The sequence below is a fragment of the Chryseobacterium sp. LJ668 genome, from assembly GCF_019613955.1.
Lineage (GTDB): Bacteria > Bacteroidota > Bacteroidia > Flavobacteriales > Weeksellaceae > Chryseobacterium.
In genome coordinates this window covers 2,103,692-2,127,690 of the sequence record NZ_CP080443.1, presented here as the reverse complement: position 1 = coordinate 2,127,690, position 23,999 = coordinate 2,103,692, and the positions used below count along the sequence as shown (strand labels likewise).

Genomic DNA, 23,999 nt, shown 5'->3' with positions numbered 1-23,999 from the left:
CTAGTCATTCTTTTTGCCATAAAAATACAGCGAATGAGAATCGATTTTCACACCAAAAGCTTCTTCAATTGATTCTTTAATCCCCTGTATTCTAGGGTCACAGAACTCAATGATCTCTTCAATTTCTTTGTCTGACCCTTTTTTGTAGATCACTAAATGGTCATGCTGCTTATCAAAATATGATTTTTCGTAAGACGACGAAGTGAGTGTTTTCTCACCAAACTGGTGCTTACGAATCAAGCCTGCATCAAGAAAGATTTCTATTGTATTATAGATCGTGGCTTTAGAAACATGATATTTCTTCTGCATCATCAAAAGATACAGATCATCTACGTTGAAATGATGATCCATACTGTAGATTTCCTCTAAAATAGTGTATCGTTCAGGTGTGTTACGAAAGCCTTTCTCTAAAAGGTAATTTCTTAAAACATCTTTTATTAAGGTTATATTTTTTTCTTTTTGTAAAGTATCCATCAAAAAATTTATAGTACAAATTTATCGATTTTTATTTAAATACAATACACCAATCAAAACGCATCAATCTGATATTCTAAAAATTATGACGCATAAAATTGGACTGCTCGATGCGGTTGGCAGAGATTGTTTCTTCTGTCAAAGGTGCGGATTCTACTTCTACGTTGTGCATTGTAACCCCCCACGCTTTAAAATCGTCACTACCGATATACTTTACAAAATTGTATAAACTAAGGGTGATTTTCTGCTTTACCGTCAAAAGAATATCGTTGATATAGGTGTTATCAATAATCACATATTTCAGATCCGGCGGGATGTTGTGTGATCTCAAAGACGGATGACTGCTTCGTGAAGGAATAGTACCTTCCGCCATCAAATCTTTTAGAACCATGTTGAAATAATCATTGATTCTTCTATCAACTTTAAATCCTAAAAGAAAATTAACTTTATAGATCGTTCCAGGTAAAATCTCATCAACACTGTATTTGAATGTGTAGGGATCTTCCTGATTAATGATACTCAATATGAAATAATGATCGGCTCTTTTCGGTTGTTTTTTAATAATTGAATAAATAATTTTAGCTTCTATCTCATCATTTCTTTTTGCACGGCTCAAATAGGCTAAATTCGTACAGTATTTCGGGATGGTTTCATCCAGCTTCATGTCTTTAATAATAGAAACATATTTATCTATTTTAACAAAATTAATAAAGTTGGCTTTAATTAATCTGCCATTATACCATGAGTACATACAGACTGCTATGAATCCGCCCAATACCATTGTCAGCCAGCCACCGTCCATAAATTTGATGACATTTGCATAGAAAAATCCTGATTCTAAGAAGATATAAATCATTCCGAAACCGATGATAAAAAATCTATTCACCCTGCTTCTGCTCAACCAATAGATCAATAAAATAGTCGTCATCAACATCGTTATGGTGATCGTCAAGCCATACGCAGCTTCCATCTTACCCGATTCTTTAAAGAAAATAACGACACCAAAACATAGAGCCATCAATCCCCAGTTAATTCTTGGGATATACATTTGCCCTTTTATTCCCGAAGGATATTCGATATGTTGATTTGGCCAAAATGAAATAGACATTGCTTCTGAGAACATGGTAAATGAGCCTGTAATTACCGCCTGACTTGCAATAATTGCTGCTAAAGTTGCTAAAATAACTCCCGGTAAAACTGCCCATTCCGGCATAATTCCGAAAAAAGGATTAACGCCCGAGAATACCTGTTTGTAATTGGTTAAAAGCCATGCTCCCTGACCTAAATAATTAAGGATCAACATTAATTTGACAAAAATCCAGCTTACTCTGATGTTTTTTGCACCACAATGCCCTAAGTCTGAATATAATGCTTCTGCCCCTGTTGTACAAAGGAAAACAGCTCCCATGATTACTATTGCACTTGGTGAATGTGTAATCAGATTATAAGCATAAATAGGATTGAATGCTCTTAAAATTTCAAAATTATCAACGATATGAATCGATCCGAAAGCTCCTAATGCAAGAAACCAGGTCACCATGATTGGTCCAAAGAGCTTACCAATAGAAGCCGTACCAAATTGCTGAACAACAAATACGATAAATAGGATAAAAATAGTGATGACTACAACAGGAGTTTCGGGATTGTAGATTTTAAGACCTTCAATGGCTGACATCACAGTAAGTGACGGCGTTATTACACTGTCGGCAACCAAAGTTGATGCACCAATAATAGCGACGACATAGAGCCACTTTTTCTTGAGCTTTTTCACTAAAGAATAAAGAGCCAGAATACCACCTTCACCCTTATTGTCTGCCCGAAGTGCGATAATCACATATTTCAGGGTTGTTTGTAGCGTTAACGTCCAGATGATACATGATAATGCACCTTCAATATACTGATCAAAAGGCATTGTAGCTCCTTCTTCTCGCGCATTTACAATTGCTTTCATTACGTAAAGCGGTGAAGTACCAATATCACCGAAAACGATTCCGAGTGAAACAAGAACTCCCACAAATGAAAGTTTTTTAAGGTCTATGTGGTGACTTCCACCTACAACGTCTGCCATATCAGATAATTAATTTTTGAAAGCGCAAATGTATACTAAATTTATGACCCTCAGCTCAAATAGTCATGCATTGTATAAATGAAAAAACTTCCTTTCGGAAGTTTTTTTCTATGATTTAATGTACATTGCTTTTTTGATTTCTTCTTTTACTTTTTCAAGTTTAGGAAACCAGTCTGCAAATAATGCTGCTGAATAAGGCGCAGGAGCATCAGGAGTCGTAATTCTCTTAATCGGAGCATCTAAATAATCAAATGCTTTCTGTTGTACCATATAAGTAATTTCTGAAGATACAGAACCAAACGGCCAGGCTTCTTCTAAAATTACTAGTCTGTTTGTTTTCTTTACTGATGTCAAAACAGTATCAAAATCTAAAGGGCGAACCGTTCTCAGATCGATTACTTCAACAGAAATACCTTCTTTAGCCATGTCTTCAGCTGCCTGAATCGCTAATTTCATGATTTTCCCGAAAGAAACCAATGTTACATCTGTGCCTTCTCTTTTTACCTCAGCTTTTCCTATTGGCAAATAATATTCTTCTTCAGGAATTTCCATTTTGTCTCCGTACATCTGTTCAGATTCCATGAAAATTACAGGATCGTTATCCTGAATTGCAGTTTTTAATAATCCCTTCGCATCATAAGGGTTTGAAGGTACGACCACTTTAAGGCCCGGTACATTGGCGAACCAGTTTTCAAAAGCCTGCGAGTGCGTTGCTCCTAGCTGACCTGCTGAAGCTGTAGGACCTCTGAACACAATCGGACAGTTCCACTGACCTCCACTCATCTGACGGATTTTTGCAGCATTGTTGATGATCTGATCGATCCCGACAAGCGCAAAGTTGAAGGTCATATATTCTACAATCGGTCTGTTACCATTCATTGCAGCACCCACTGCGATACCTGTAAAACCAAGTTCTGCAATAGGTGTATCGATTACACGTTTAGCACCAAACTCATCCAACATTCCTTTAGAAGCTTTGTATGCACCATTATAATCTGCTACTTCTTCTCCCATCAGAAAAATGGATTCGTCTTTACGCATTTCCTCACTCATTGCCTGCGCAATCACTTCACGAAAAGTATATTCTGCCATATTTTTTTGAAAAATTTAGAGTACAAAAATAGTAATAATTTATTATTTACATAACAAAAAAGACAACTCATTGCTGAGTTGCCCAATAATTAATATTATTTTAAACAGATTAGTTGACTTTCTGCCAAACCTGCGTTCTGCCTAATAATGAAACACCCATGTAACCTCTCACATTCAGTTTATCACCGGTTCTCGTGATGGTACATTTGTATGTTTTTCCTGTTTTTGGGTCTGTAATTGTACCATCTGTAAATTCAGCGCCATCTTTTTCCAAACCTCTGATGATTTCCATACCTAAAATCGGTTTGCCTTTACGGTCATCTTTACAGCCTACACAATTCGGGTTTGCGGGTTTAATTAAAAGCTGAGAAACTTTACCATAATATTTACCGTCAGATTTTTTCCAGATTTCAACGATAGATTTTGCCTGTTTTGTTTCATCATCAATTGTTTTCCATTTACCTTCGATCTGTGCAAAAGACATAACACTGAATAGAGAAAGTACGGATGTTGCTAATAATTTTTTCATATATAAATTTTATTTATTTTTATTTGAATAATGGAATCGCATCAATTTAATGGTTTTATAACAACAATCAGCCATGCGATTTCATATTTAATTTAGTTTGATTTTATTTATAGATCATCAATTTGTTGATTAGTTAAAAATAGAAATAAATTTTAAATAGGCAACACTTTTTATTATCCTTTGCATATATAACAATAGAGAGACCAATTGACTGCCGACCAGCTTATAGTTACTGATGTAGGTTTTAATTAATCAGTTCAGCTTTCTATTCATCACTCTATTCATATAATCCTGATACCATGCTTTTGCGATTAGTTTTCCTTTTTCGGTTTCGGGAGTTTTTATTTTGTCATTTAAATTATTTTCGAAGCCCAAATCATTTTTATCATAAATCCCTGTAATATTTTTCCCGTCAAAGCGATAAATATAATTTCCTATAATAAACTGTTCTGAAGAACCGTCAGAATTCACAATCAAAGGTGGATATTTCTTTTCACTCAGTAAACTTCTACCCCAGCTTCTTATTTTTTTATTGTACCCGATTAAATCTGTCAAAGTCGGATAAATATCAATCTGTTGTGCAACTTCACTATTCACACCTTTTAAATTAAACTTAGGATTTGGTGAATAAAAAATTAGAGGAACAGCAAAACGATTCATCGCTTTTTCATATTCCGGGTAAAAAATCTGATTGGGATGGTCTCCGGTGAAAACGAAAATCGTATTATTGAACCAAGGCTGTTTTTTTGCGGTTTCAAAATATTTTTTGATAGAATAATCTGTGTATTGCATCGGCTCGTGCATTTCTACATGTCCTTTTTTAAATTTCCCGTTATATTTTTCAGGAATTTTAAAGGGATGATGCGACGAAGCGGTAAACACAGTAGCCATAAAAGGCTTTGTTTTTCCTGTATTTTTTGCAAAATACTGAAGAAAAGGCTCATCCCAGATTGCCCACATCCCATCGAAGTCTTCATTATGATTGTATTCGTCTTTCCCAAAATAATGTTTAAAACCGAGAATATTTCCAAAGCCCAGAAAGCCCATCGATCCGTTCGGAGCACCATGATAAAACGACGTATCGTAACCCATATCATTACAAACAGAAACAATCGACTGTATTTTCTGGTTAGAATATGGCGAGCTCGTAAAAGCATCCGTCAAACTCGGAATTCCTGCCAAAATGCTGCTCATCCCGTGAATAGATTGCCGCCCATTTGCAAAAGTATTCGGAAATATTAAACTTTCATTCGCAAGACTGTCGATAAAAGGGGTGTAAGAAACGTAATCTTTGATGTTTTTGTCTTTATTAAAAGCTCCTGAATATTCTCTCCCAAAAGATTCAACAATAAAAATGACAACGTTTGGCTTATCCTGAACTTGTCTGTCGTAGATTTTGTAAGGCTGAATATTTTCATCAATAAATTTCTCATCTACAAAATGAACTTCTTTAAAATTATTGCTTCCCAACGTTCTGAAAAACGAAAAAGTACTGTTCAGCACTACATTTCCCTGGAGCGGCGTTTTCACAAATTTATTCGCATCAACTAAGTTGATCGGTCTTGTGCTATGCTTAAAATCTCCACGGATTCCCCCAACAATCAATACGGCGGAAATGCAAATTGTAAATACAGAAAGAATAAAATAAGGAATTAATTTAGCCGGTTTTCTTTCTTGAATTTTGATTTTTTTATAAAGAAAAACCCACAACGCCATTAATGTAATGAACCAGATAATTACAAACGGATGTTCTTTGGTGGAAACCGTTAACACTTTTAAAATATTAGTTTCATGTTTTGCTACCTGAAAAGCGGCAGAAGTTAATCTTGTCTGCGAAAATTTATAATAAATAAAATCCCCGAAATTCATTGAATACGCAATTCCGTTAGTAATAAAATACAGCCAGAAAAGAACCTTCTGATAGGCTTTTTTAGTATTGATAACTACAGGAATTAAACTTAAAAGGATAAATAACGAATTGACATATAAAATTGCAGTGGTATCAAACGCAATTCCATGATAAGCTAAACTTAAATAGTCTTTGAGACTATCTATTTTTATCAAATCTTTATTAAAAAACCAAAAAAGAAATCTGGCAAACTGATAAAAAACAAAAGCCAAAAAAATCCTGTAACATAAAACCAAAACTTCCTGCTTTCTAAATTCTTTAAAAAAATTCATATTGAAATTTTTCTTTTAATGAAAATATATAATCACTTTTTTCACCATAAATGAAGTGATTTCGCAGTGCAAATTTAAGTTAAATTGATATTAATGTCATTTTTAGTTCATATTAATTAAGGTTAAAATTTTTAAAAACTGTAATTTTGCTTCATGAATTTCATTAAAAACAATCTGGCAAATGCCATCACACTCGGAAATTTATTTTCTGGCTGCGTGGGTGCAGTCCATTTGATGAACGGCGATTATGAAACAACTGCAATTTGTATCATCCTTTCTTTAGTTTTGGATTTTTTTGACGGATTTGTTGCACGAGCTTTAAAAGCAAATTCCAATTTGGGAACCCAGCTTGATTCTTTGGCAGATATGGTAAGTTTCGGGTTGATTCCGGGATTGACAATGTTTAAAATGCTTGAACCTTTCGGAAATGATTTTTTAGGAATACACCTTCTGTTCGAGATAAACTATCTTGGATTTCTAATTACGCTTTTTTCATGCCTGAGATTGGCGATCTTCAATTTGGATGAAGACCAGAAATATTATTTTAAAGGATTAAATACACCAAGTAACACGATTTTGATTTTTGGAATTTATTATTTTTTCAAACATGAATCTTCACCAAGAGTTTTTGATTCAGCGATTTTTGAAACGGCTTTTGTTTTTTTAACATTCTTATCTTCTTGGCTCTTGATTAGTCCGATTAAAATGATTGCAATGAAATTCAAATCGATGAAGCTACAGGATAATTATCCGAAACTGGCTTTATTAATCGGTTCAATTCTGATATTAATTATATTTAAAACTTTCGGAATTCCATTAGTGATTCTCTATTATATTTTTATTTCGATTGTATTTCGAAAACTATTAAATTAAAAGATTCTGACAAAACTCGACCTTGTCAAGGTTGATTGAAAACAAATAAAAAATGAGCGAACAAAAAAGCTACAAGCCAATTGCCAATCGCTAAAAGCAAAATAAAAAATGAATTTAAAACTATATAAACCGCTTTGTATCTTTGATCTAGAAACTACAGGAACCAACGTTGGAAAAGACAGAATTGTTGAAATCTGTATTCTCAAGATAAATCCAGACTCTTCAAGAGAAAGCAAAACCTGGCGTGTAAATCCTGAAATTGCTATCCCGAAAGAATGCAGCGAGATCCACGGAATTTATGATGAAGACATTAAAGACGCACCAACTTTCAGAGAAATCGCTCCGAAAATTGTTGAAATGATTTCTGGCGCAGATTTGGGTGGCTTTAATTCTAACCGATTTGATGTTCCTTTGTTAGCGGAAGAATTGCTTCGTGCAGACTTTGATTTTGACTTAAGTAAGTTCAAATTGGTCGATGCGCAAACCATTTATCATAAAAAAGAACCGAGAAATTTGGGAGCTGCGTATCAGTTCTATTGTGGTAAAACTTTAGAAAATGCACATTCAGCTGAAGCTGATGTTCTGGCAACTTTTGAAGTTTTGGATGCGCAGGTTGGAAAATATGATGATCTTCCGAAAGATGTTAATACATTGAGCGAGTTCAGCTTTCATAATAAAAATGCAGATTTAGCTGGCTTAATAGGTTTTAATGATAAAAATATTGAGGTTTTCAACTTCGGAAAATATAAAGGTCAGGGTGTGAAAGATGTTTTCAAAAAAGATCTTGGATATTACGGATGGCTTCAGAATGCCGATTTCCCGTTGTACACTAAGAAAGTTTTTACAAAAATTCAGTTATCAAGTAAATTTTAAAAAAATGAGTGATTTAGTTAAGTTCAAATTTTACGAAACAGCTCTCGAAGCCAACAGAGATAAACAGATCTTAGCTGAAAATAACATCCAGAGCTTTATTGCCAACGAGCAGACGATACAGTCTGATTGGCTCTTGTCACAGGCATTAGGAGGAATTCAACTGCAGGTTTTTGAGGATGATTTCGCAAATGCCGGAAAAATTTTGACCGATTATCACGAAAATAATAAATTTTCTCTGGAAGTTGAACATACTGTAGGAGACCCGAAATTTGATTTTGTCTGCCCGAAATGTGGCTCAAACCATATTTATAGAGACGACAGTTCGACAAGTTTTTTCGGAATTTCTTTAATTTCGAGCCATAAATTTGTGTGTTATTATTGTGAAAATGAGTTTACGCATGAATAACTAAAACCTTTTTGTGTCATTTTGTAAAAAGTGTTTTGAATATATGCTTAGATTCCTACGGGAAGACAAACTTGGAGGTTATTCAAAAATATTTAAATGACATACAAAATTTCTAGCCCCGATTGCAGTGGAAATCCTTTTTTGAAAAAAAAGATTGCAACGGAAAGCGTGAAATAGCTCCTAAAAATAATTGTAAAATTGTCTCATTCTTGGTAATGATATTAAATTTAATTTAGAAATAAAAGATTGCTTCGCCTTTGGCTGGCAATGACAAAAAGTATGAAAATAATCTGCATAGGAAGAAATTACAGCGAGCACGCAAAAGAATTGGGAAATACAATTCCTGACAAGCCTGTCATCTTTATGAAACCTGATACCGCAGTTCTGAAAGGAAATGATTTTTACATTCCTGAATTTTCTAACGATGTTCATTACGAATTGGAAATTGTAGTGAAAATCTCAAAAGGCGGAAAATACATCCAAAGAGAGACCGCAAATAAACATTATGATGAAATTGGTCTGGGAATCGATTTTACAGCGAGAGATCTGCAAAGCGATCTAAAATCAAAAGGATTGCCGTGGGAATTGGCAAAAGGATTTGACGGTTCAGCTGTGGTAGGAAATTTCTTCAGAAAAGAAAACTATAATCTGGACAATCTGCAGTTTTCACTATTGAAAAACAAGCAAGAAGTACAGCACGGAAATTCAAAAGATATGATCTTCAGGATTGATGATATTATTGCTTTTGTTTCACAATATTTCACCTTAAGAGTAGGTGATCTTATCTTTACAGGAACTCCGGAAGGGGTAGGTAAAGTTTCTGAGAAAGATGTTCTGGAAGCTTATCTTGAGGAAGAAAAAGCTCTGGATATCCGAATATTATAAGTTTTTAACATTCGGTTTTTCTAATTATTTCATATCTTTAAAAGACCAATTTTAAATATGAAACGATGATTAATATTATATTGCCAGTAGATTTTGGCGAAAAAACAGATCAGCTTGTTGACGGTGCGATAGAATTTGCCAAAAAAGTAAACGGAAAGATCAATCTGATACATGTAGCGCCTACAGACATCGGTTTCGCAATCGGAGATATGGGGTATCAGTATTTTCCTGAAGTTGAAGAAAACGAAATAAGAGAAGAGCTTGTATTGCTCAATAAGATCAATCAGAAAATACTTTCTCACAACATCGACTGTGAGCATCTTCTGAAACAAGGGATTGCCAAAGATATTATTTTAGAATACGCCGATACAAAAATGGCAGATTTTATTGTAATGGGTTCTCACGGCAGAAGCGGAATCTACGACGTTTTTGTAGGGAGTTTAACTAAGGGGATTACCAAAAGCTCTAAAATACCTGTTGTGGTTTTGCCAATACATGATTAAGCTATAAATCATAAAAAGACCGATCAAATAAGCTTTGATCGGTCTTTTATTATATAACCAATTAATTAACCTTCTTTTTTATAGATCGTAGGATCGTAATAAGGGTGTTTACCCTCAGTTGGAGAATAATACTCTTTGTCTTTGTCTCCTCCAAGTTTTACCACCAAGACATAGCACCAATATGTAAATAGTACGCAACAAACAAAGAATAAAATCCAGTTGAGTACGTTTCCAAAGGTTGTGAAAAAACCAAAAGACCATTTGAAAACATCACTTAAGAACAGAAAGAAAGACGTCATTATTTTCCTTTTTTAAATTAACTTTGCACAAATTTATAAAAAATGTTTAGATTACTTTCAAAAGAAAGCAATATTTTTTCAATTCCTGTTTATATTGGCTTTCTTCTTTTAGTAGTAATTATATTTAATATATTGAATTTCAATACGTATGAAGCAATAATCGCCGTAATCACATTTTTTGGTATCTCGCTTGGATATTTTTGTTTTCACGCAATTGCGCTGAATTATCAGACGCATCTGCCGTTATTTCTGTATACATTTTTTGTTTTCGGGCTATATCCGGGGACACTCGATATCGGTATTGCCGTTGCTTTGCTTACCAATGCATTTTTACTGCTTCTTCTGACAAGTACCGATGAAGATCTCAGGAAAAAATCTTACGTACTGGTAGGAGCCATTTTAGCATTAAATTTCATCTTTCTCCCAACAACCTGGCCAATGATCGTTTTTGTACTGATTCACCTGATTGTCACTTCAGAAAGAATAGGTTTAAATATCTTCAGATTTATTTTAGGAATATCCCTGATTGCACTGAGCTATTTCTCACTGATGTTTTTCTTAAGATTCAATAACTGGAATACAGATTATCTGCCATTCGGAAAAATAAAATTGGTTACTGATTATACTGAACTCTACCCACTAATACCTATTCTACTGATGCTGATCTACGCAATATATGATCATTTTAAACATTATAATAAGAAAAGCCCGATCAGCCGGTATAAATATACTTTTCTGCTCGTATTTTCGATCGCACAATTGGTAAGTATTGTTTTATATATGAACAATCATTATGAATACCTGCTATTACTGGCTTTTCCTACGACAATCATTATAAGCAGAATGCTCAAATTTTTGCCGAAATATTGGATGCAGGAAGCAAGTTTGTGGCTAATTATTGCCAGCTTAATCAGCTTTAAAGCAGGCACACATTTCGATTTATTTTAAAAAAAAGATTATGATTCAAATAGACGATAAATTAATTTCTGAAGATATTTTCTCTGAAGAATTTGTATGCAATCTTACCAAATGCAAAGGCGCCTGCTGTGTAGAAGGTGATGTGGGAGCTCCGCTGGATAAAGACGAACTGGTGATTTTAGACAATATTTTCGACAAAATAAAACCCTATCTCACCCAAGACGGAATAAATGCTATTGAAGAACAGGGAACATGGACGACTGACCCGATGGACGGAATGTATGTCACGCCAATGATTGAAGATGCAGAATGTGCATACGTTACTTTTGACGAACGTGGAATTACAAAATGCGGAATCGAAAAAGCTTACGAAGATGGTGCTATTGACTGGCAAAAACCCATCTCATGTCATTTGTATCCGATAAGGGTTACAGAATATTCTTCATTCACAGCGTTGAATTATCATGAATGGCCCATTTGCAACGATGCCTGTACGTTGGGTAAGGAACTTCAGGTTCCGGTATATAAGTTTCTTAAGACACCTCTAATAAGGAAATATGGAGAAGATTTTTACAGCACATTGAGTGGAGTCGCCGAAGAGTGGAAAAAAGAATATGGTAAATAAATGGTAAATTAGTAGAAAGTTATCTGTTTTATAAAAATAAACAACCGCAGAAATTTCTGCGGTTGTTTTTATTAATTATTTAAAAGTTTGTCTAATTAACTGATGAAGCTTTAACAGTAGCAGTTTCAGTTTTCTTAGGTGCATTTTCCCAACCGTCTTCCGGCATAAGAGTTGCAACAATTCTGTTTTTTGAAAGGTATTTTTTGGCAACATCCTGCAGATCTTTTACAGTCAGTGCTTTTACTTTCTCTTCATAGTTTAAAATTTCGTACTTATCACTTCCATCCAATTGGTTTTTAGCGATCGCGTTCATCCAGTAAGAATTATCTTTCACATCAGTTTTATAGTCATTCAGATCTCCTTCTTTGTATTTATCAAGATCTTTTTGCTCGGGACCTTTATCGATGAGTTTCTGAATTTCTGCGATTGCACTTTTTGTCAGTTTATCTGCATTCTCCGGTCCGCAAGGGAAACTTAAGCTGAAACTATAGGTACTGTAAGGCACTCTGTTCATTCCGCCTCGTGCTCCACCGCCATATATTCCGCTTTCGTCTTCTCTCAGTTTTTCAATTACTTTAATGGTTGCTACCTCACCCAGAGCAGACAATGCCAATGCTTCTTTTTCATTGTATGGCGCCTCGCCGGAATATACAATCTGCACCATACTCTTAGGATCTTTTCCTTTTTTGTATACTTTTGTATAGTCCCCGGTTATTGATCTGTAACCTGTATCTTTGAAATTAGTCGTTTTGCCGGTGGATGGTAAGCTTGCAATATACTGTAAAACTTCATTTTTAAATTTAGCTTCATCAATATTTCCTACAAAATAGAAGTGGAAATTGCCTGCGTTGGCAAATTTCTCCTTATAAACATCATATGCTTTCTTATAATCAGTTGCTGCCCAGTCTTTTTCCATAGGAATCAGACCTATAAATCTCGGGTTTTTCTGATTGGTAAATTTAGCATGCTCATTAGAGAAATAAAACTGAGGATTAGACATCATGTTATCCAACATGGCTGACTGCTTCATTTTGAATGCATTAAACGCTTCCGGATTGTAATTTAAACCTGTGAAGTAAGCATACATCAATTCCATGGCAGAGCTCAGATCTTTTTGGCTGGTTCTTCCGGAAACACCTTCTACAATACCGCTCACAAAAGGATTTACACTTAATTGTTTTCCTGCAAGATAATTGGTAAGATCAGCTTTAGACAGACCATTTACTCCTGCTTCAGTTAATGCATTGTAAGCAAACTGCGTTTTGTTGTAATCTGCGTCACTCAATAATGAGTTTCCTCCTAAACTTCTTGCGGTGAAAACAATTTCATCATCTTTAAAGTCGGTTTTTTTGAATGTCACCTTGGCTCCGTTTCCTAAAGTCCAGGTTGTGGTGCCTAATTTAGCATCGGTTTCTGTTTTAGCAATCGTACCTTCCGATTTGAAAGGTTTTACTAGATTTTTCACCGCAGCTTTCTCTTCGTAAGGTTTCAGATCGGCCATTTTTACATTGTCGAAAGTCTTCAGAACCATTGCTTCTGTAGGCATCGTTATGTTGTCTTTTTTAGGACCTGTAATTATTATTACCCGGCTGTCTTCTTTTACCATCTTTTTGATGACCTCATTGGTCTGAGCCAATGTTACAGTTGGCAAAAATTTCTTGGTATCGTCATATTCCCATGCAATTCCCGGCATTGGTTCTTTCTCCAGAAAATTTCTTACATATTCGTCGACCAGCATATCACTTTCTGTCTTATCACGATTATTGTAAGATCTTTCAAGATTTGAAATAATCTGAGACTTTGCTCTGTCTAGCTCACTTTGTGTAAAACCAAATCTCTTAGCTCTTTCGGTTTCTTCTAAAAGCACATTTAATGCGCTGAGTTGATTACCGTCTTTTACCATAGCAAATCCCTGGAAAGCTTCTTTAGTTCTAGCATAAGTTCCGCCGTGATATACAGACCCGAATGTGAATGGCGGATTGTTTGAATTCACTAATTCTCTCAATCTGTTATTCAGCATCGTCGTCGCAACGTTCTCAACAAGACTTTGGTTGTATTGCTCAACCGTAACATCCGGCTGATAGGCATCTGAATCTTTCATAATAAACTGAACCATAGAACTCGTCGCATCCGGATCAGTTTCAATCGCCACTAGAGTTTCCTGATGGTTTGGCAAATCAAAAGTTTTTCTTTCTCTTGGCTTTGAAGGATTTTTATATTTACTGAAATTATCTTTGATCTTTTTCTCAACCTCGTCTACATTAATATCTCCCACTACAACGATCGCCATCAAATCTGGTCTGTACCAGTCTTTATGAAATTGTCTGATCACATCTGGTTTGAAGTTCTGAAGCACCTCTTTTGTCCCGATCGGTAATCTGTTAGCGTACTGAGATTTGTGTAGGAGTTTAGGCAAATATTTATCAGACATTCTTTTGTCTGCGCCCAATCCTAATCTCAATTCTTCCAGCACAACGCCTCTTTCTTTGTTGATCTGCTCGTCGGTAAGCGTGGCATTGAATGCCCAATCCTCCATCACCTTAAGACCTGCGTCAAGATTTCCCGGCTTATCTAAAGGTACAGGGAGCATATATACCGTTTCGTCGAAACTCGTGTAGGCATTCAGGTGCTGACCAAATTTGATACCGATCGACTGTAAAAAGTCTACCAATTTATTGTCGGGGAAATTTTTTGTTCCGTTGAAGTTCATATGCTCCATAAAGTGAGCAAGTCCTCTTTGGTTTTCGTCTTCAAGAATAGATCCTGCGTTGATGGCCAAACGGAAATCTACCTTTTTTTCGGGCAATGTATTTTTTTTGATATAATACTTCATTCCATTTGGAAGAGTACCTGTTTTTACAGAAGCATCCATTGGGATATTCTGGGCGAATCCACTGGCTGATGTCAAAAAGACAACTCCTAGTGATAATAGAATTTTTTTCATACAGTTTATAATAAATTTTGCAGGATAAAAATATACATTATTCACAACTGAAAGAAATTTTAATTATAAGATTTTAGTTAAAATTGCGTTAAACTTACAAACATAAAAAAAAGACCAGAAAAATTCCTGGTCTTTTTTATTTACTATTTTTTTTACTTTATTTGAAATCAGCCTCGCTTACTCCAGAATTCAAAGTTACTTTTGTCGTTTTAATGGTTGCTTTTTGCCCGCCTCCTTCAGCTTCGATCAATTCAGGAAATTTTATCCCATCTACTGTCATGTAGCTTTTCATAATCGCGTCACCTTGAGCACTTGTTGCTTTGTAAAGCAATCCTGTAGCAGCATCAAAGTAAAATTTGCCTTTGTCTGATGATAATACATTATAGTCTTTACCATCTATTTTTTCAATATTCACGGTCTGAAAACTCGCAGCATCATATCCCAAAGCATCGATGGTTTTACTTTTCTTTAATTCCGGTAATTTATCAGCCGGAAATTCAGTTTTTGTCCCCATCTGATTAGAGTATCCTTTTTCACCATCAAAAACCTGAGTCATCTCCTGTCCCATTACAGACTGTACAGATTTGAACTTATTTCCCATCTTTTTTGTGGTAGAGCTGATCTCCATCCCCTGAGCACTGATAACATTTTCAATAATGGTAGAGTTTACGGCTTCCAGCTTTGCTTTTCCACCAAGCGCAGTAATATAATTATCTATCACCTGCTTTGAAGTAAGCTGTGATGTTGAAGCTGCTGACTTTACAGTTGCCGTAGATGTTTTTTGTGCCACTGCTGATGTAGAAAAAAGCACAGCACAGAAAAAAGGAATGATTATTTTTTTCATAATAACTTTAAATTTAATGATGTAAATATAAGGATATTGTATGATATGGAATTGTAAAGTTTTATAAACCATAAAAAAACCCACCAAATAGTGGGTTTCATTTATATACAAAAGTAGATTACTTTTTTAGCTCTTCTAAAAACTCGTCGTGCGAAATTGCAGTTTCTTTTTTAGTCGCTTTTTCAAGAATTACATCTTTTAGTTTTGCCATGGCAACTTCAGAAGAGATCTGTCTTACCTGCTCTTGGTCTTTCAACATTTCAGCAGCATATTTCTGAACTTCTTCGTCTCCTAAATGGTGAATTCCGTAGATTGCCAATTGATTTCTCACCAACTGCTCAGCCTGAGCCAAAACATCAGCGTAGTCTAATTTGATATCGTTATCAGACATCAATTTTCCTTCGATGATCTGATATTTCAGTTGAGTTTTTTCAGCTTCTAAGATTTCTTTTGCCTGCTCTTCAGACTGGATGTTCTGGTTTGAGAATACCAACCACTTCGTAAGGAAAGATTCAGGAAGCTTTACTTCTTCTTTTTCAGAAACCTGCTCCAATACTTTGTTTACGAAATGTACATCTGCATTTTGCTGGAAGTATTCATCTAACTCAGTTTTTACTTTTTCTTTAAGCTCTTCCTCAGTTTTGATGTTTCCTTCACCATAAACTTTATCAAACAATTCTTCGTTAAGTTCTGCTAAGTTTAAGCTATAAAAATCTTTTACTTTCACTTCAACTTCAGCGTGGTGTAAATGCTCAGCTTCTTCTTTAGTGAATCCTAATTCTTTCGCTAAGTTTTCGTCAGCAGCCAAAGTTTCTTTAGAAATTTTCACAGACTCATCCATTTTCAAACCTTTAACCAACTTGAAAGCATCTTTGTTTTCAACAGTAATGGTGGCATTTTTTGGATGATGGTGGTGCTCACCTTCAGCATCTTCTTCCACAACCTGAGAAATCTCTAAGTTGATGTAAGAATCTTTAGTGATTTTGTCTTGCGGAACCTGCTCTGCAAAACGTTTTTGCATATTTTCGATGCTTTTGCTGATTTCTTTATCAGAAGCTTCTACTTTGTAATGCGGAGCTTCATATTTAGCCAAATCTATAGTAAATTCCGGTTCGTAACCTACTTCAAATGCAACTTCCAATTTCTCAGCATTGTGGTTGAAATCATTCACCGGCTGAGGAACTGGCTGACCAACTAATCTTAGTTTGTTTTCGTTGATATAGTTATTCAAAGCATCAGAAACTTGTTTATTGATTTCTTCGAATGCAATCCCTGCTTCATATTGCTTTCTAACCATACTCAAAGGCACTTTTCCTTTTCTGAAACCAGGAACCTGTGCGTTTTTAGCATAATTAATCAATTGCTTTTCTACTTTTTCTTTGTAGTCAGATTTCTCCAATGTTACTGTAAGCAATGCACTTACATCATCATGGTTTTTTGCGGTAACCTTCATTATTGATTAAAATTTTAGGTTGCAAAAATATGAATTTTTTATTAAAATGAACCATTAATGATAAATTCTTCGTCATCAAATATTTATAAACAAAAAACCACCGAAAATTTCAGTGGTTTTATTTTAATCTAAAGGAGCTTTTATTAGTTAGTAAGATTAAATGTTGCTTCCGCATCAGTTTCTCCTCCTACTACACTTCCCCAAGCTGTTCCTGATTGGGCATCGTTTACACTTTGCGGAGAATGAATTAAATCTAATTTTAGGAATGGCGATGGAGAATTTACCACATTTACAACTTCCCATTTTGTTCTCAATCCAACTCTTTTTCCATCATTTCTAAGATCGTTTCCATCTAATCTTGTGATATTGATGTTAGATTTCGGGAAATCAAAAATAAGGAAATGCTCATCTTTAGCATCAATGATTTCCTGAGTTGCATCTTCGTTTCCGTTTCTGAATTTTGCTTCAACCGTATATGATTTTCCGTTGGTAAGCGGAATTGTAGGTATTCCTCCCGCACCAATGCTGTAGTTATATTCTTTTGCAGTCGCTCCCGGAGAATCTTCTTTCACCAATAAGATAATATTGGTCAGTTCTTCCTGTGGAATATCATCTTCTTCTGCTGAACCGTCTCTCTGACAAGAAAAAACAGTCATTGTGATGAATAAGACAGCTAATAATTTGATAATATCTTTAGTATTGAATAATTTGTTCATTTTGATAAATTTAAGATTGTAAAATTTTGATTAAATAATTTTTGTAAACCTTTAGAATCTGTATCTAAAGTTTAAAATAAAGTTTCTTCCAGCCTCATCTGCGAAGAATCTCAATCGATTCAGATAATCTCTGTACGAAGTGTTGAAGAGATTATTCACGATAAGACCTGCAGAAAGATTTTTACTAATATTGACTCCTGTTTGAATATTCCAAAGTGAATATCCATTTGGCGGAGTGCTGAAATCAATTGTTTTGTTGGTCAGTTCGCTATCGACGTAAATTTCCAAATCGGCATTTCTGATCGGAAATCTGGTTTGCTTTAAAGAAGTTTGGTTTTCAACCGTGAAATAGAAATCATTCCATTGATCTTTTTTGAATTGTAATGCATTGGAGAAATTCGGAGGCATCATTAAAATCAACGGTTCGTTGTTGGTTTCGTCCTTTCCGTGAACATAACTTCCTTTTCCGACATACGTAAAATCACCGGTAATTTTCAGATTAACATCTACATCTAAACCATACATTTTGGCATCGATCTGTTGATATTGCCACTCCGGAAAAACACCTCTGATCGTTCCTTTTATACCGACAGGAAGTTCATTGATGAAATTTTTAGTGATGAAAAAATAAGGGTTTACGGAAATATTCAGTCCTTTTAAAACATTCAATCTTGAATCTACGGTCAGATTAAACTGATGTCCCTGTTCGTTTTTCAATCCCATATCTCCGGTTTCAATGATTCCTGCAGAATGATGCAGCCCGTCTGAAAATAATTCTGCAACATTTGGAGATCTACCGACTTTGGCATAATTGAATTTCAGATCAAACATAGAACTTGGGCGATACTCCAGACCTGCATTAAAGGATACATTATTATAATTCAACTGTGGACGCGTTAAAACCCTATTTTGATCAGTTTTCACATAAAATTCCGGGAAAACATCTGCATATCTTGCTTCCCAGTCACTTTTGTCATACCATTTAGTGACATCATAACGTGTAAAATCATATCTTGCTCCGGCTTCAAAATTAAAATGACTCGAAATTTTATATTTAAAAACAGAATAAACTCCTGCGGCATATTTATCATAGTTAGGAATCAAACGTCTTGCTTTTGTCGCAGGATCTGAATAATTATTCTGAAAGCTACCGTCAATTCCTGTTTCCAAAGACCATTTTTCTCTTTCTAATAAATCGTTAAGATTAAATTGATGAGTCATTAGTTCGAGATCCAGAGAAGGCGTGTCTTTCAGCTCACCCCTTCTGATGTCATATTCCTGTCTGTGATTGTACTGGTAACTATAGGTTGCTGATAATTTCCCGATCGTTGAAAATCTTTTGAAAGCAGAAACTTTTGCAATATGATGCTCAACCAGCTGTCTCGGATTATCGATTTCATAACTGAATCGACCGGAATAGATCGGTGGATTTGCGCTCATTGCCCGATAATAATCACCTGAATTAGCGACATGAGAATCTCTCAAAATCCCGATATTCTGATTCGTTAAATAATAGTCAAATGAAATTCCTTTATCATAAGAGTTATTCTGCACCGTAAAATTAAAAGATGAGAAATCCATCCCTGTATTTTTCAGATTGTAATCCGGAGCGCTCTGATCACCCAATTTCTTGATGCTTCCGCCGGATTTTACCGCCCAACCGTTTTTCCAGACTTTGGCAACATCTGCATCAAGAGCCAAACCTCTTCCGTTAGAAATTCCGGAAAGACCAATCGACCCTTTAATTGTATCTTTATTAGGGAAAATCTCAGGTTCCATTATTACGACTCCCCCGATTGCGTCACTTCCATATTTCAATGCTGAAGCACCTTTGATGATATCAATATGTTGAAAATTATTAATATCAACATTTGGAGCGTGTTCTATTCCCCATTCCTGCTCGGCAAGCTTTACTCCGTTATTTAAGATAGCAATTCTGCTTCCGTAAAGCCCATGAATAATGGGTTTCGAAATATTATTTCCGGTCTTCAATGTTGACACTCCTGAAATTTTCGAAAGTAAATTCCCCAGATTATCCGTAGAATTTCTTTCAATTTCAGATTTGTCGAGTGTTTTTATGATTAAAGAACCGTTGCTCTTATGATTTCCATGGATGGTCACCGTCTCAATATCCTGAATATGATGCTCTAAGACAATTGTAAAATGCAAATTTTTTGTAACTCTTACATTTTCAGTATAATCATTACAATCAGGATGTTTTGCAATGAGTTTATAATTCCCGGAAGGAATTTTATTGAACAAAAACTTTCCGGTTTTGTCTGTTTTTGTGGAAAAATCGCCAATTTTTACCAACGCATTTTCCAACGCGGTTTTATCGTGAAAATCTTGCACCATACCTTCAACAGTGAAAATTTTTTGTGCTTTTATAATCACCAATCCGCCAAGGATTAGCAATAAACTATATATCAGTTTCATTGTAAATTTCTTGATTGACTTTACACAATGCTGCGATTGCAACACTGTAAAGTTTTGTTTGTTTAAAAAAAAATGATTGGATTTTTTGTTCAAATTAAAACTCACAAGTATTTATATTTTAAATATTTTTCATTAAAAAAGTAATGAAAAAAAAAACTTGAGTTGAATCTTGAACTTATTAAGAACTATTAAGTGAAAAAGATTTTTAAGTTTCAAATAAATTTGAAGTACGCGAAATGCTTATTACTATCTTTTAGATATTTAGCTTAAAAAAACTTTAAATTTTCATTTTCTTAATACTTGAATTTTGCGTTTAAAAAACAAAATGCCTTTAAAAAATATTTAATTTTTAAAACTTAAAGCAAAAACCCGGTCAGTAAATCGGTAACTAAGAAATTGTGGGTGGACCACGAAGTTGGAAAGTGAATTTGGTCTGAGACCAGATTTTTTCCTGGTGAGAAATAATTTGTTCTACCTGATGAGTATGTTTCTCAAAGTGAAAACTAAATTCTTCAGGAACTATAGTATGTCCATTTGCTAAGAAATGACAAGCCAGACAGTCGCCCGCTTTTTCTTTAGCAATGTTTTTTGAAATATTGTTTTCTGTTTTTTTAAAATTAAAACCTCTAAAAACATCAGAAGAATCATGACTGTGAAAACTCGAAGAAAACAGCGCAAAGAAATAGATCCCAAACAGTAGTTTGGAAACAAAACTTTTCATATTTCTGCTTTCTTTAAAAATCATTTAGCAAAAATAAGAATAATATTCTAACGGATTTTAAATAAAAAATAAATTATGATTATTTAATGAATGTAATTTTTATAGCGGGTGTCGCTCCTACGGAGCTCGAATTTTCGGAGGATATTTTGCCACAAACGTGCCGCTCCTACGGAGCTTGCAGTAACAGTGTTAATAATTTACAAACATGACGCTTTTATAAAGCTGTCAGATGGCTTAACTTTAATAAAAAAGGATGAGTTACAAACCCATCCTTTTGATCATATTTTTCAAAAAAATTACTCAAGCTGCGTTCCAAGATACTCCCATTCCTGCAAAGCTGCATCAAGGTCTTCTTTTGTCTTATTGTATTTTTCTAAAGTTTCTTCAGACGGATTTTCTGTGGTAAAAGAAGCTTCCATCGTTTCGATAGTGGTTTCCAGCTCAGAAATTCTTTCTTCTACTTTTTTAATTTTATTCTGAATATTTTTTTGCTCCTTACTTACGATTACAGTCGATTTAATTTCAGCTTTTGCCTGTTTTTCTTCAGCTTTAGCCTTCTCCACACTCTTAATATCCTCATCATGAAGCTTTGCTTTTTCCGCTGAAATCTCCCTGATGGATTCTTTTTGTCTGAATTCAAGATATTCATTCACACTTCCTAAGAATTCTTTCATCTTCCCGTCACGGAATTCGTATATTTTATCACAAAGACCTTGTAAGAACTCTCTGTCGTGAGAAATGACGATCAAGGTTCCTTCAAATTTTTGTAAGGCCAGCTTAATAATCTCCTTCGACTGAATATCCAGGTGATTGGTAGGCTCATCCATAATCAGCGTGTTGAACGGACGAAGCAACAGTTTACACAATGCCAAACGGTTTCTCTCGCCTCCGGAAAGTACTTTTGTTTTTTTATTCACCGCCTCACCCTGAAACAGGAAAGATCCTAATAAATCCCTTACTCTCGGTCTGGTTTCTTCAGTAGCAGAATCTTCCGCTTCTTCTAAAACGGTTTTATTTGGCGTTAAAACTTCTTCCTGATTTTGAGCAAAGTATCCGATATTTACATTGTGACCTAAAGTCCAAGAACCTGAATGATCTTTGATGTCTCCGGCAAGAATTTTAGCTAAAGTAGTTTTACCCTGTCCGTTTTGTCCAAGAAGAGCAATTCTGTCTCCCCGCTGGACGATAAAATCAACATCATCAAAAATCTGTTTTTTTCCGTATGCCTTTCCTAAATTTTCGGCTTCAAAAATTACTTTTCCGGGAACTACAGACTGCACAAAACGAATGTTGAATTTAGAAACGTCTTCGTTATCCACTTCAATACGGTCAATTTTATCTAATTTTTTAATAAGCGACTGTGCAAAAGATGCTTTGGTAGCACTCGCACGGAACTTATTGATATTATCTTCCATTTGTTTGATTTCCGCATCCTGATTCTTTTTTGCCTGAATCAGTTTTTCGCGTCGTTCTTCACGCATCACCAAATATTTGGTATAATTGGTTTTATAATCGTCTACTTTTCTGTTATTTACATCAAAAGTCCGGTTACAAACCGCTGTCATAAACTGCTTATCATGACTCACCAAAACGATTGCACCGGGATAATCTTTCAAAAAGTTTTCCAGCCAGATGATCGATTCCATATCCAGGTGGTTGGTAGGCTCATCGAGAAGCATCAAATCGTTCTTTTGAAGAAGAAGTTTTGCCAGTTCAATTCTCATTCTCCATCCTCCGGAAAATTCATCGGTTATTTTTTGAAAATCATCAGCTTTAAAACCTAATCCAAATAATACTTTTTCTACATCACCTTCAAGATTGTAAGCGTCATGATGCATCAAAAGATCATTCAGCTCTGTCATTTTATTGATGATATCAGTGTAGGCATCGCTCTCATAGTCTGTTCTTGTTGTCAGTTGATAATTAACTTCTTCCAATTCGTTTTTCCAGGCATTGATCTGCTCAAAAGCCTGCATGGTTTCGTTCCAAACGGTTCTTCCCTTCACAAAATCAAGATCCTGCTTTAAGAAACCGATGGTAATGTTTCCTTCCGGAACGACCAAACCTTCATAAAAAGTGATTTCTTTGGAAAGCATTTTCAGCAAAGTGGATTTTCCCGCCCCATTTTTACCAACCAAACCAATCTTATCATCCTTTTTAATGGTGAAATTCACATTTTGAAACAAGTAGTTTCCCGAATGATGTAAGCCTAAACCTTGAACCGAAAGCATCTTTATAAGTAATTAATAATGAATAATGTGTACTGAATATTTTTCGGGTGCAAAAATACGCAAAATAAAGGACTTTAAATTTAATAATTCCTTACAGTGACATGAAAACAGCTTTGCTGGCGTTCTTTAATGTAATAAATACGCCCTGCATCGGCATAATATTTTAAAACTTTCTCTAAAGCCGCTTCCATTTTAGGGTTTGGTTTCAGTATATTATTGAATCTCACATAAGAAATATCGAAAGAATTGCCATAGTTGTGTGAGCTTAAACCCGAAGATGCATTTGTATTAATTTTTCTTAATCTGCACTGATCTTCCAGCGTTCTGGTAATGGATGACACCGTAAAAGTATGGCCCTTTGTCTCTTTGCTGAATCTTGCCCCAATTTTCTCTAGCGTTGTCTTTGCTTTTAACACCAAATAAGGGCGGCTGTAATCCAACTTCTGAACTTTGTACCCTTTCCCCTTTTTATTGATCGTGTGAAATCTACCTTTACTTATATATTTCTGAACCTGAGATGTGTTTTTTAGAATATTGACATTAAAACTCCTGGATGCATCTAAATGTGGCTTGTAAAGAGGGGTAGGCTCAACTTTTAAAACTTCCGTAAGATCATAACAGGGGGGTGTTTTTTTTGAAGCTTGGCAATAAACAGTATGATGTAAAAGTAAAGGTATAATGTACAGAAACTTCCTCATAGAAACTAATTTAACATTGAACGTGAAAAATATAAGTTTTATCACGACCAAAGATATTAATTTAATAAAATGACATAAAAATTTATTAATAAAAATTTTATATCATATTGTTAAATTAAGTAAACTAATAACAATAAAACAATAAAATCAATACTTATAATTCATTCTATTGACAATAATTATGAATAATTAATTTTTGTACATTCGCTTAACAATTTAAAACATTAAAA

At 34.8% G+C, this 23,999-nt stretch carries 21 protein-coding genes; 7 read left to right on the top strand and 14 right to left on the bottom strand.

Annotation, left to right across the window (positions count from 1 at the left end; genetic code table 11):
* The 5 genes from K0U91_RS09945 to K0U91_RS09925 all read right to left on the bottom strand — a co-directional run bounded on the left by K0U91_RS09945 (position 1) and on the right by K0U91_RS09925 (position 6,344).
* Positions 1–474: a Fur family transcriptional regulator gene (locus K0U91_RS09945; RefSeq protein WP_219970550.1), complete on the bottom strand. Its 474-nt coding sequence runs from the start codon at positions 472–474 to the stop codon at positions 1–3.
* Between the two features lie 76 nt (positions 475–550).
* The gene (locus K0U91_RS09940) at positions 551–2,542 is read right to left on the bottom strand and encodes a KUP/HAK/KT family potassium transporter (protein WP_219970549.1); all 1,992 of its coding nucleotides are present in this window, start codon (positions 2,540–2,542) and stop codon (positions 551–553) included.
* 108 nt (positions 2,543–2,650) lie between these two features.
* Positions 2,651–3,634, bottom strand: a complete 984-nt coding sequence (locus tag K0U91_RS09935; RefSeq protein WP_219970548.1) for a pyruvate dehydrogenase complex E1 component subunit beta — start codon at positions 3,632–3,634, stop codon at positions 2,651–2,653.
* 109 nt (positions 3,635–3,743) lie between these two features.
* Positions 3,744–4,163: a DUF2147 domain-containing protein gene (locus tag K0U91_RS09930; protein ID WP_220180486.1), complete on the bottom strand. Its 420-nt coding sequence runs from the start codon at positions 4,161–4,163 to the stop codon at positions 3,744–3,746.
* 252 nt (positions 4,164–4,415) lie between these two features.
* Entirely contained in the window at positions 4,416–6,344 is a 1,929-nt protein-coding gene (locus K0U91_RS09925; RefSeq protein ID WP_220180487.1) for an LTA synthase family protein, read from the bottom strand.
* Between the two features lie 153 nt (positions 6,345–6,497).
* Here K0U91_RS09925 and K0U91_RS09920 point away from each other — a divergent pair, with 153 nt between their 5' ends.
* The 5 genes from K0U91_RS09920 (at position 6,498) to K0U91_RS09900 (ending at position 9,884) form a co-directional block, all read left to right on the top strand.
* Positions 6,498–7,217, top strand: a complete 720-nt coding sequence (locus tag K0U91_RS09920) for a CDP-alcohol phosphatidyltransferase family protein (protein ID WP_220180488.1) — start codon at positions 6,498–6,500, stop codon at positions 7,215–7,217.
* Positions 7,218–7,325: 108 nt separating this feature from the next.
* Entirely contained in the window at positions 7,326–8,090 is a 765-nt protein-coding gene (locus K0U91_RS09915) for a 3'-5' exonuclease (RefSeq protein WP_220180489.1), read from the top strand.
* 4 nt (positions 8,091–8,094) lie between these two features.
* Complete coding sequence (locus K0U91_RS09910; protein WP_220180490.1) at positions 8,095–8,496, top strand: putative signal transducing protein; 402 nt, start codon at positions 8,095–8,097, stop codon at positions 8,494–8,496.
* Positions 8,497–8,775: 279 nt separating this feature from the next.
* Positions 8,776–9,381, top strand: a complete 606-nt coding sequence (locus K0U91_RS09905) for a fumarylacetoacetate hydrolase family protein (RefSeq protein WP_220180491.1) — start codon at positions 8,776–8,778, stop codon at positions 9,379–9,381.
* A gap of 65 nt (positions 9,382–9,446) precedes the next feature.
* Positions 9,447–9,884 (top strand): universal stress protein, encoded by a 438-nt coding sequence (locus tag K0U91_RS09900; RefSeq protein ID WP_219970541.1) that lies wholly within the window; start codon positions 9,447–9,449, stop codon positions 9,882–9,884.
* Between the two features lie 65 nt (positions 9,885–9,949).
* Here the strand turns inward: K0U91_RS09900 and K0U91_RS09895 are convergent, their stop codons facing one another.
* Positions 9,950–10,183 (bottom strand): DUF6341 family protein, encoded by a 234-nt coding sequence (locus K0U91_RS09895; protein WP_219970540.1) that lies wholly within the window; start codon positions 10,181–10,183, stop codon positions 9,950–9,952.
* 42 nt (positions 10,184–10,225) lie between these two features.
* Here K0U91_RS09895 and K0U91_RS09890 point away from each other — a divergent pair, with 42 nt between their 5' ends.
* Both K0U91_RS09890 and K0U91_RS09885 read left to right on the top strand, forming a co-directional pair.
* Entirely contained in the window at positions 10,226–11,131 is a 906-nt protein-coding gene (locus tag K0U91_RS09890) for a DUF6427 family protein (protein WP_220180492.1), read from the top strand.
* Between the two features lie 10 nt (positions 11,132–11,141).
* Positions 11,142–11,726, top strand: a complete 585-nt coding sequence (locus K0U91_RS09885) for a DUF3109 family protein (protein WP_219970538.1) — start codon at positions 11,142–11,144, stop codon at positions 11,724–11,726.
* 91 nt (positions 11,727–11,817) lie between these two features.
* On the opposite strand, the gene K0U91_RS09880 is transcribed toward K0U91_RS09885, so the two are convergent.
* The 8 genes from K0U91_RS09880 to K0U91_RS09845 all read right to left on the bottom strand — a co-directional run bounded on the left by K0U91_RS09880 (position 11,818) and on the right by K0U91_RS09845 (position 23,769).
* Positions 11,818–14,670, bottom strand: coding sequence for a M16 family metallopeptidase (locus K0U91_RS09880; RefSeq protein WP_220180493.1), 2,853 nt, complete (start codon positions 14,668–14,670; stop codon positions 11,818–11,820).
* A 157-nt stretch (positions 14,671–14,827) separates the two neighbouring features.
* Positions 14,828–15,514, bottom strand: a complete 687-nt coding sequence (locus tag K0U91_RS09875) for a hypothetical protein (RefSeq protein ID WP_220180494.1) — start codon at positions 15,512–15,514, stop codon at positions 14,828–14,830.
* Positions 15,515–15,632: 118 nt separating this feature from the next.
* The gene (locus K0U91_RS09870; RefSeq protein WP_220180495.1) at positions 15,633–16,967 is read right to left on the bottom strand and encodes a trigger factor; all 1,335 of its coding nucleotides are present in this window, start codon (positions 16,965–16,967) and stop codon (positions 15,633–15,635) included.
* 143 nt (positions 16,968–17,110) lie between these two features.
* A complete protein-coding gene (locus tag K0U91_RS09865) occupies positions 17,111–17,683 on the bottom strand; it encodes a hypothetical protein (protein ID WP_220180496.1) in 573 nt (190 codons plus the stop codon).
* Between the two features lie 51 nt (positions 17,684–17,734).
* Positions 17,735–20,119 (bottom strand): TonB-dependent receptor, encoded by a 2,385-nt coding sequence (locus K0U91_RS09860; protein ID WP_220180497.1) that lies wholly within the window; start codon positions 20,117–20,119, stop codon positions 17,735–17,737.
* A gap of 388 nt (positions 20,120–20,507) precedes the next feature.
* Complete coding sequence (locus tag K0U91_RS09855; protein ID WP_258561913.1) at positions 20,508–20,840, bottom strand: hypothetical protein; 333 nt, start codon at positions 20,838–20,840, stop codon at positions 20,508–20,510.
* A 296-nt stretch (positions 20,841–21,136) separates the two neighbouring features.
* Complete coding sequence (locus K0U91_RS09850; protein WP_219970531.1) at positions 21,137–23,071, bottom strand: ABC-F family ATP-binding cassette domain-containing protein; 1,935 nt, start codon at positions 23,069–23,071, stop codon at positions 21,137–21,139.
* Positions 23,072–23,151: 80 nt separating this feature from the next.
* Positions 23,152–23,769, bottom strand: a complete 618-nt coding sequence (locus K0U91_RS09845; RefSeq protein ID WP_220180499.1) for a DUF5715 family protein — start codon at positions 23,767–23,769, stop codon at positions 23,152–23,154.
* Between the last annotated feature and the right edge of the window lie 230 nt (positions 23,770–23,999).

Coding starts and splice junctions, on each gene's coding strand:
- K0U91_RS09945 (WP_219970550.1), bottom strand. CDS start 474: ATGGATACTTTACAAAAAGAAAAAAATATAACCTTAATAAAAGATGTT.
- K0U91_RS09940 (WP_219970549.1), bottom strand. CDS start 2,542: ATGGCAGACGTTGTAGGTGGAAGTCACCACATAGACCTTAAAAAACTT.
- K0U91_RS09935 (WP_219970548.1), bottom strand. CDS start 3,634: ATGGCAGAATATACTTTTCGTGAAGTGATTGCGCAGGCAATGAGTGAG.
- K0U91_RS09930 (WP_220180486.1), bottom strand. CDS start 4,163: ATGAAAAAATTATTAGCAACATCCGTACTTTCTCTATTCAGTGTTATG.
- K0U91_RS09925 (WP_220180487.1), bottom strand. CDS start 6,344: ATGAATTTTTTTAAAGAATTTAGAAAGCAGGAAGTTTTGGTTTTATGT.
- K0U91_RS09920 (WP_220180488.1), top strand. CDS start 6,498: ATGAATTTCATTAAAAACAATCTGGCAAATGCCATCACACTCGGAAAT.
- K0U91_RS09915 (WP_220180489.1), top strand. CDS start 7,326: ATGAATTTAAAACTATATAAACCGCTTTGTATCTTTGATCTAGAAACT.
- K0U91_RS09910 (WP_220180490.1), top strand. CDS start 8,095: ATGAGTGATTTAGTTAAGTTCAAATTTTACGAAACAGCTCTCGAAGCC.
- K0U91_RS09905 (WP_220180491.1), top strand. CDS start 8,776: ATGAAAATAATCTGCATAGGAAGAAATTACAGCGAGCACGCAAAAGAA.
- K0U91_RS09900 (WP_219970541.1), top strand. CDS start 9,447: ATGATTAATATTATATTGCCAGTAGATTTTGGCGAAAAAACAGATCAG.
- K0U91_RS09895 (WP_219970540.1), bottom strand. CDS start 10,183: ATGACGTCTTTCTTTCTGTTCTTAAGTGATGTTTTCAAATGGTCTTTT.
- K0U91_RS09890 (WP_220180492.1), top strand. CDS start 10,226: ATGTTTAGATTACTTTCAAAAGAAAGCAATATTTTTTCAATTCCTGTT.
- K0U91_RS09885 (WP_219970538.1), top strand. CDS start 11,142: ATGATTCAAATAGACGATAAATTAATTTCTGAAGATATTTTCTCTGAA.
- K0U91_RS09880 (WP_220180493.1), bottom strand. CDS start 14,670: ATGAAAAAAATTCTATTATCACTAGGAGTTGTCTTTTTGACATCAGCC.
- K0U91_RS09875 (WP_220180494.1), bottom strand. CDS start 15,514: ATGAAAAAAATAATCATTCCTTTTTTCTGTGCTGTGCTTTTTTCTACA.
- K0U91_RS09870 (WP_220180495.1), bottom strand. CDS start 16,967: ATGAAGGTTACCGCAAAAAACCATGATGATGTAAGTGCATTGCTTACA.
- K0U91_RS09865 (WP_220180496.1), bottom strand. CDS start 17,683: ATGAACAAATTATTCAATACTAAAGATATTATCAAATTATTAGCTGTC.
- K0U91_RS09860 (WP_220180497.1), bottom strand. CDS start 20,119: ATGAAACTGATATATAGTTTATTGCTAATCCTTGGCGGATTGGTGATT.
- K0U91_RS09855 (WP_258561913.1), bottom strand. CDS start 20,840: ATGAAAAGTTTTGTTTCCAAACTACTGTTTGGGATCTATTTCTTTGCG.
- K0U91_RS09850 (WP_219970531.1), bottom strand. CDS start 23,071: ATGCTTTCGGTTCAAGGTTTAGGCTTACATCATTCGGGAAACTACTTG.
- K0U91_RS09845 (WP_220180499.1), bottom strand. CDS start 23,769: ATGAGGAAGTTTCTGTACATTATACCTTTACTTTTACATCATACTGTT.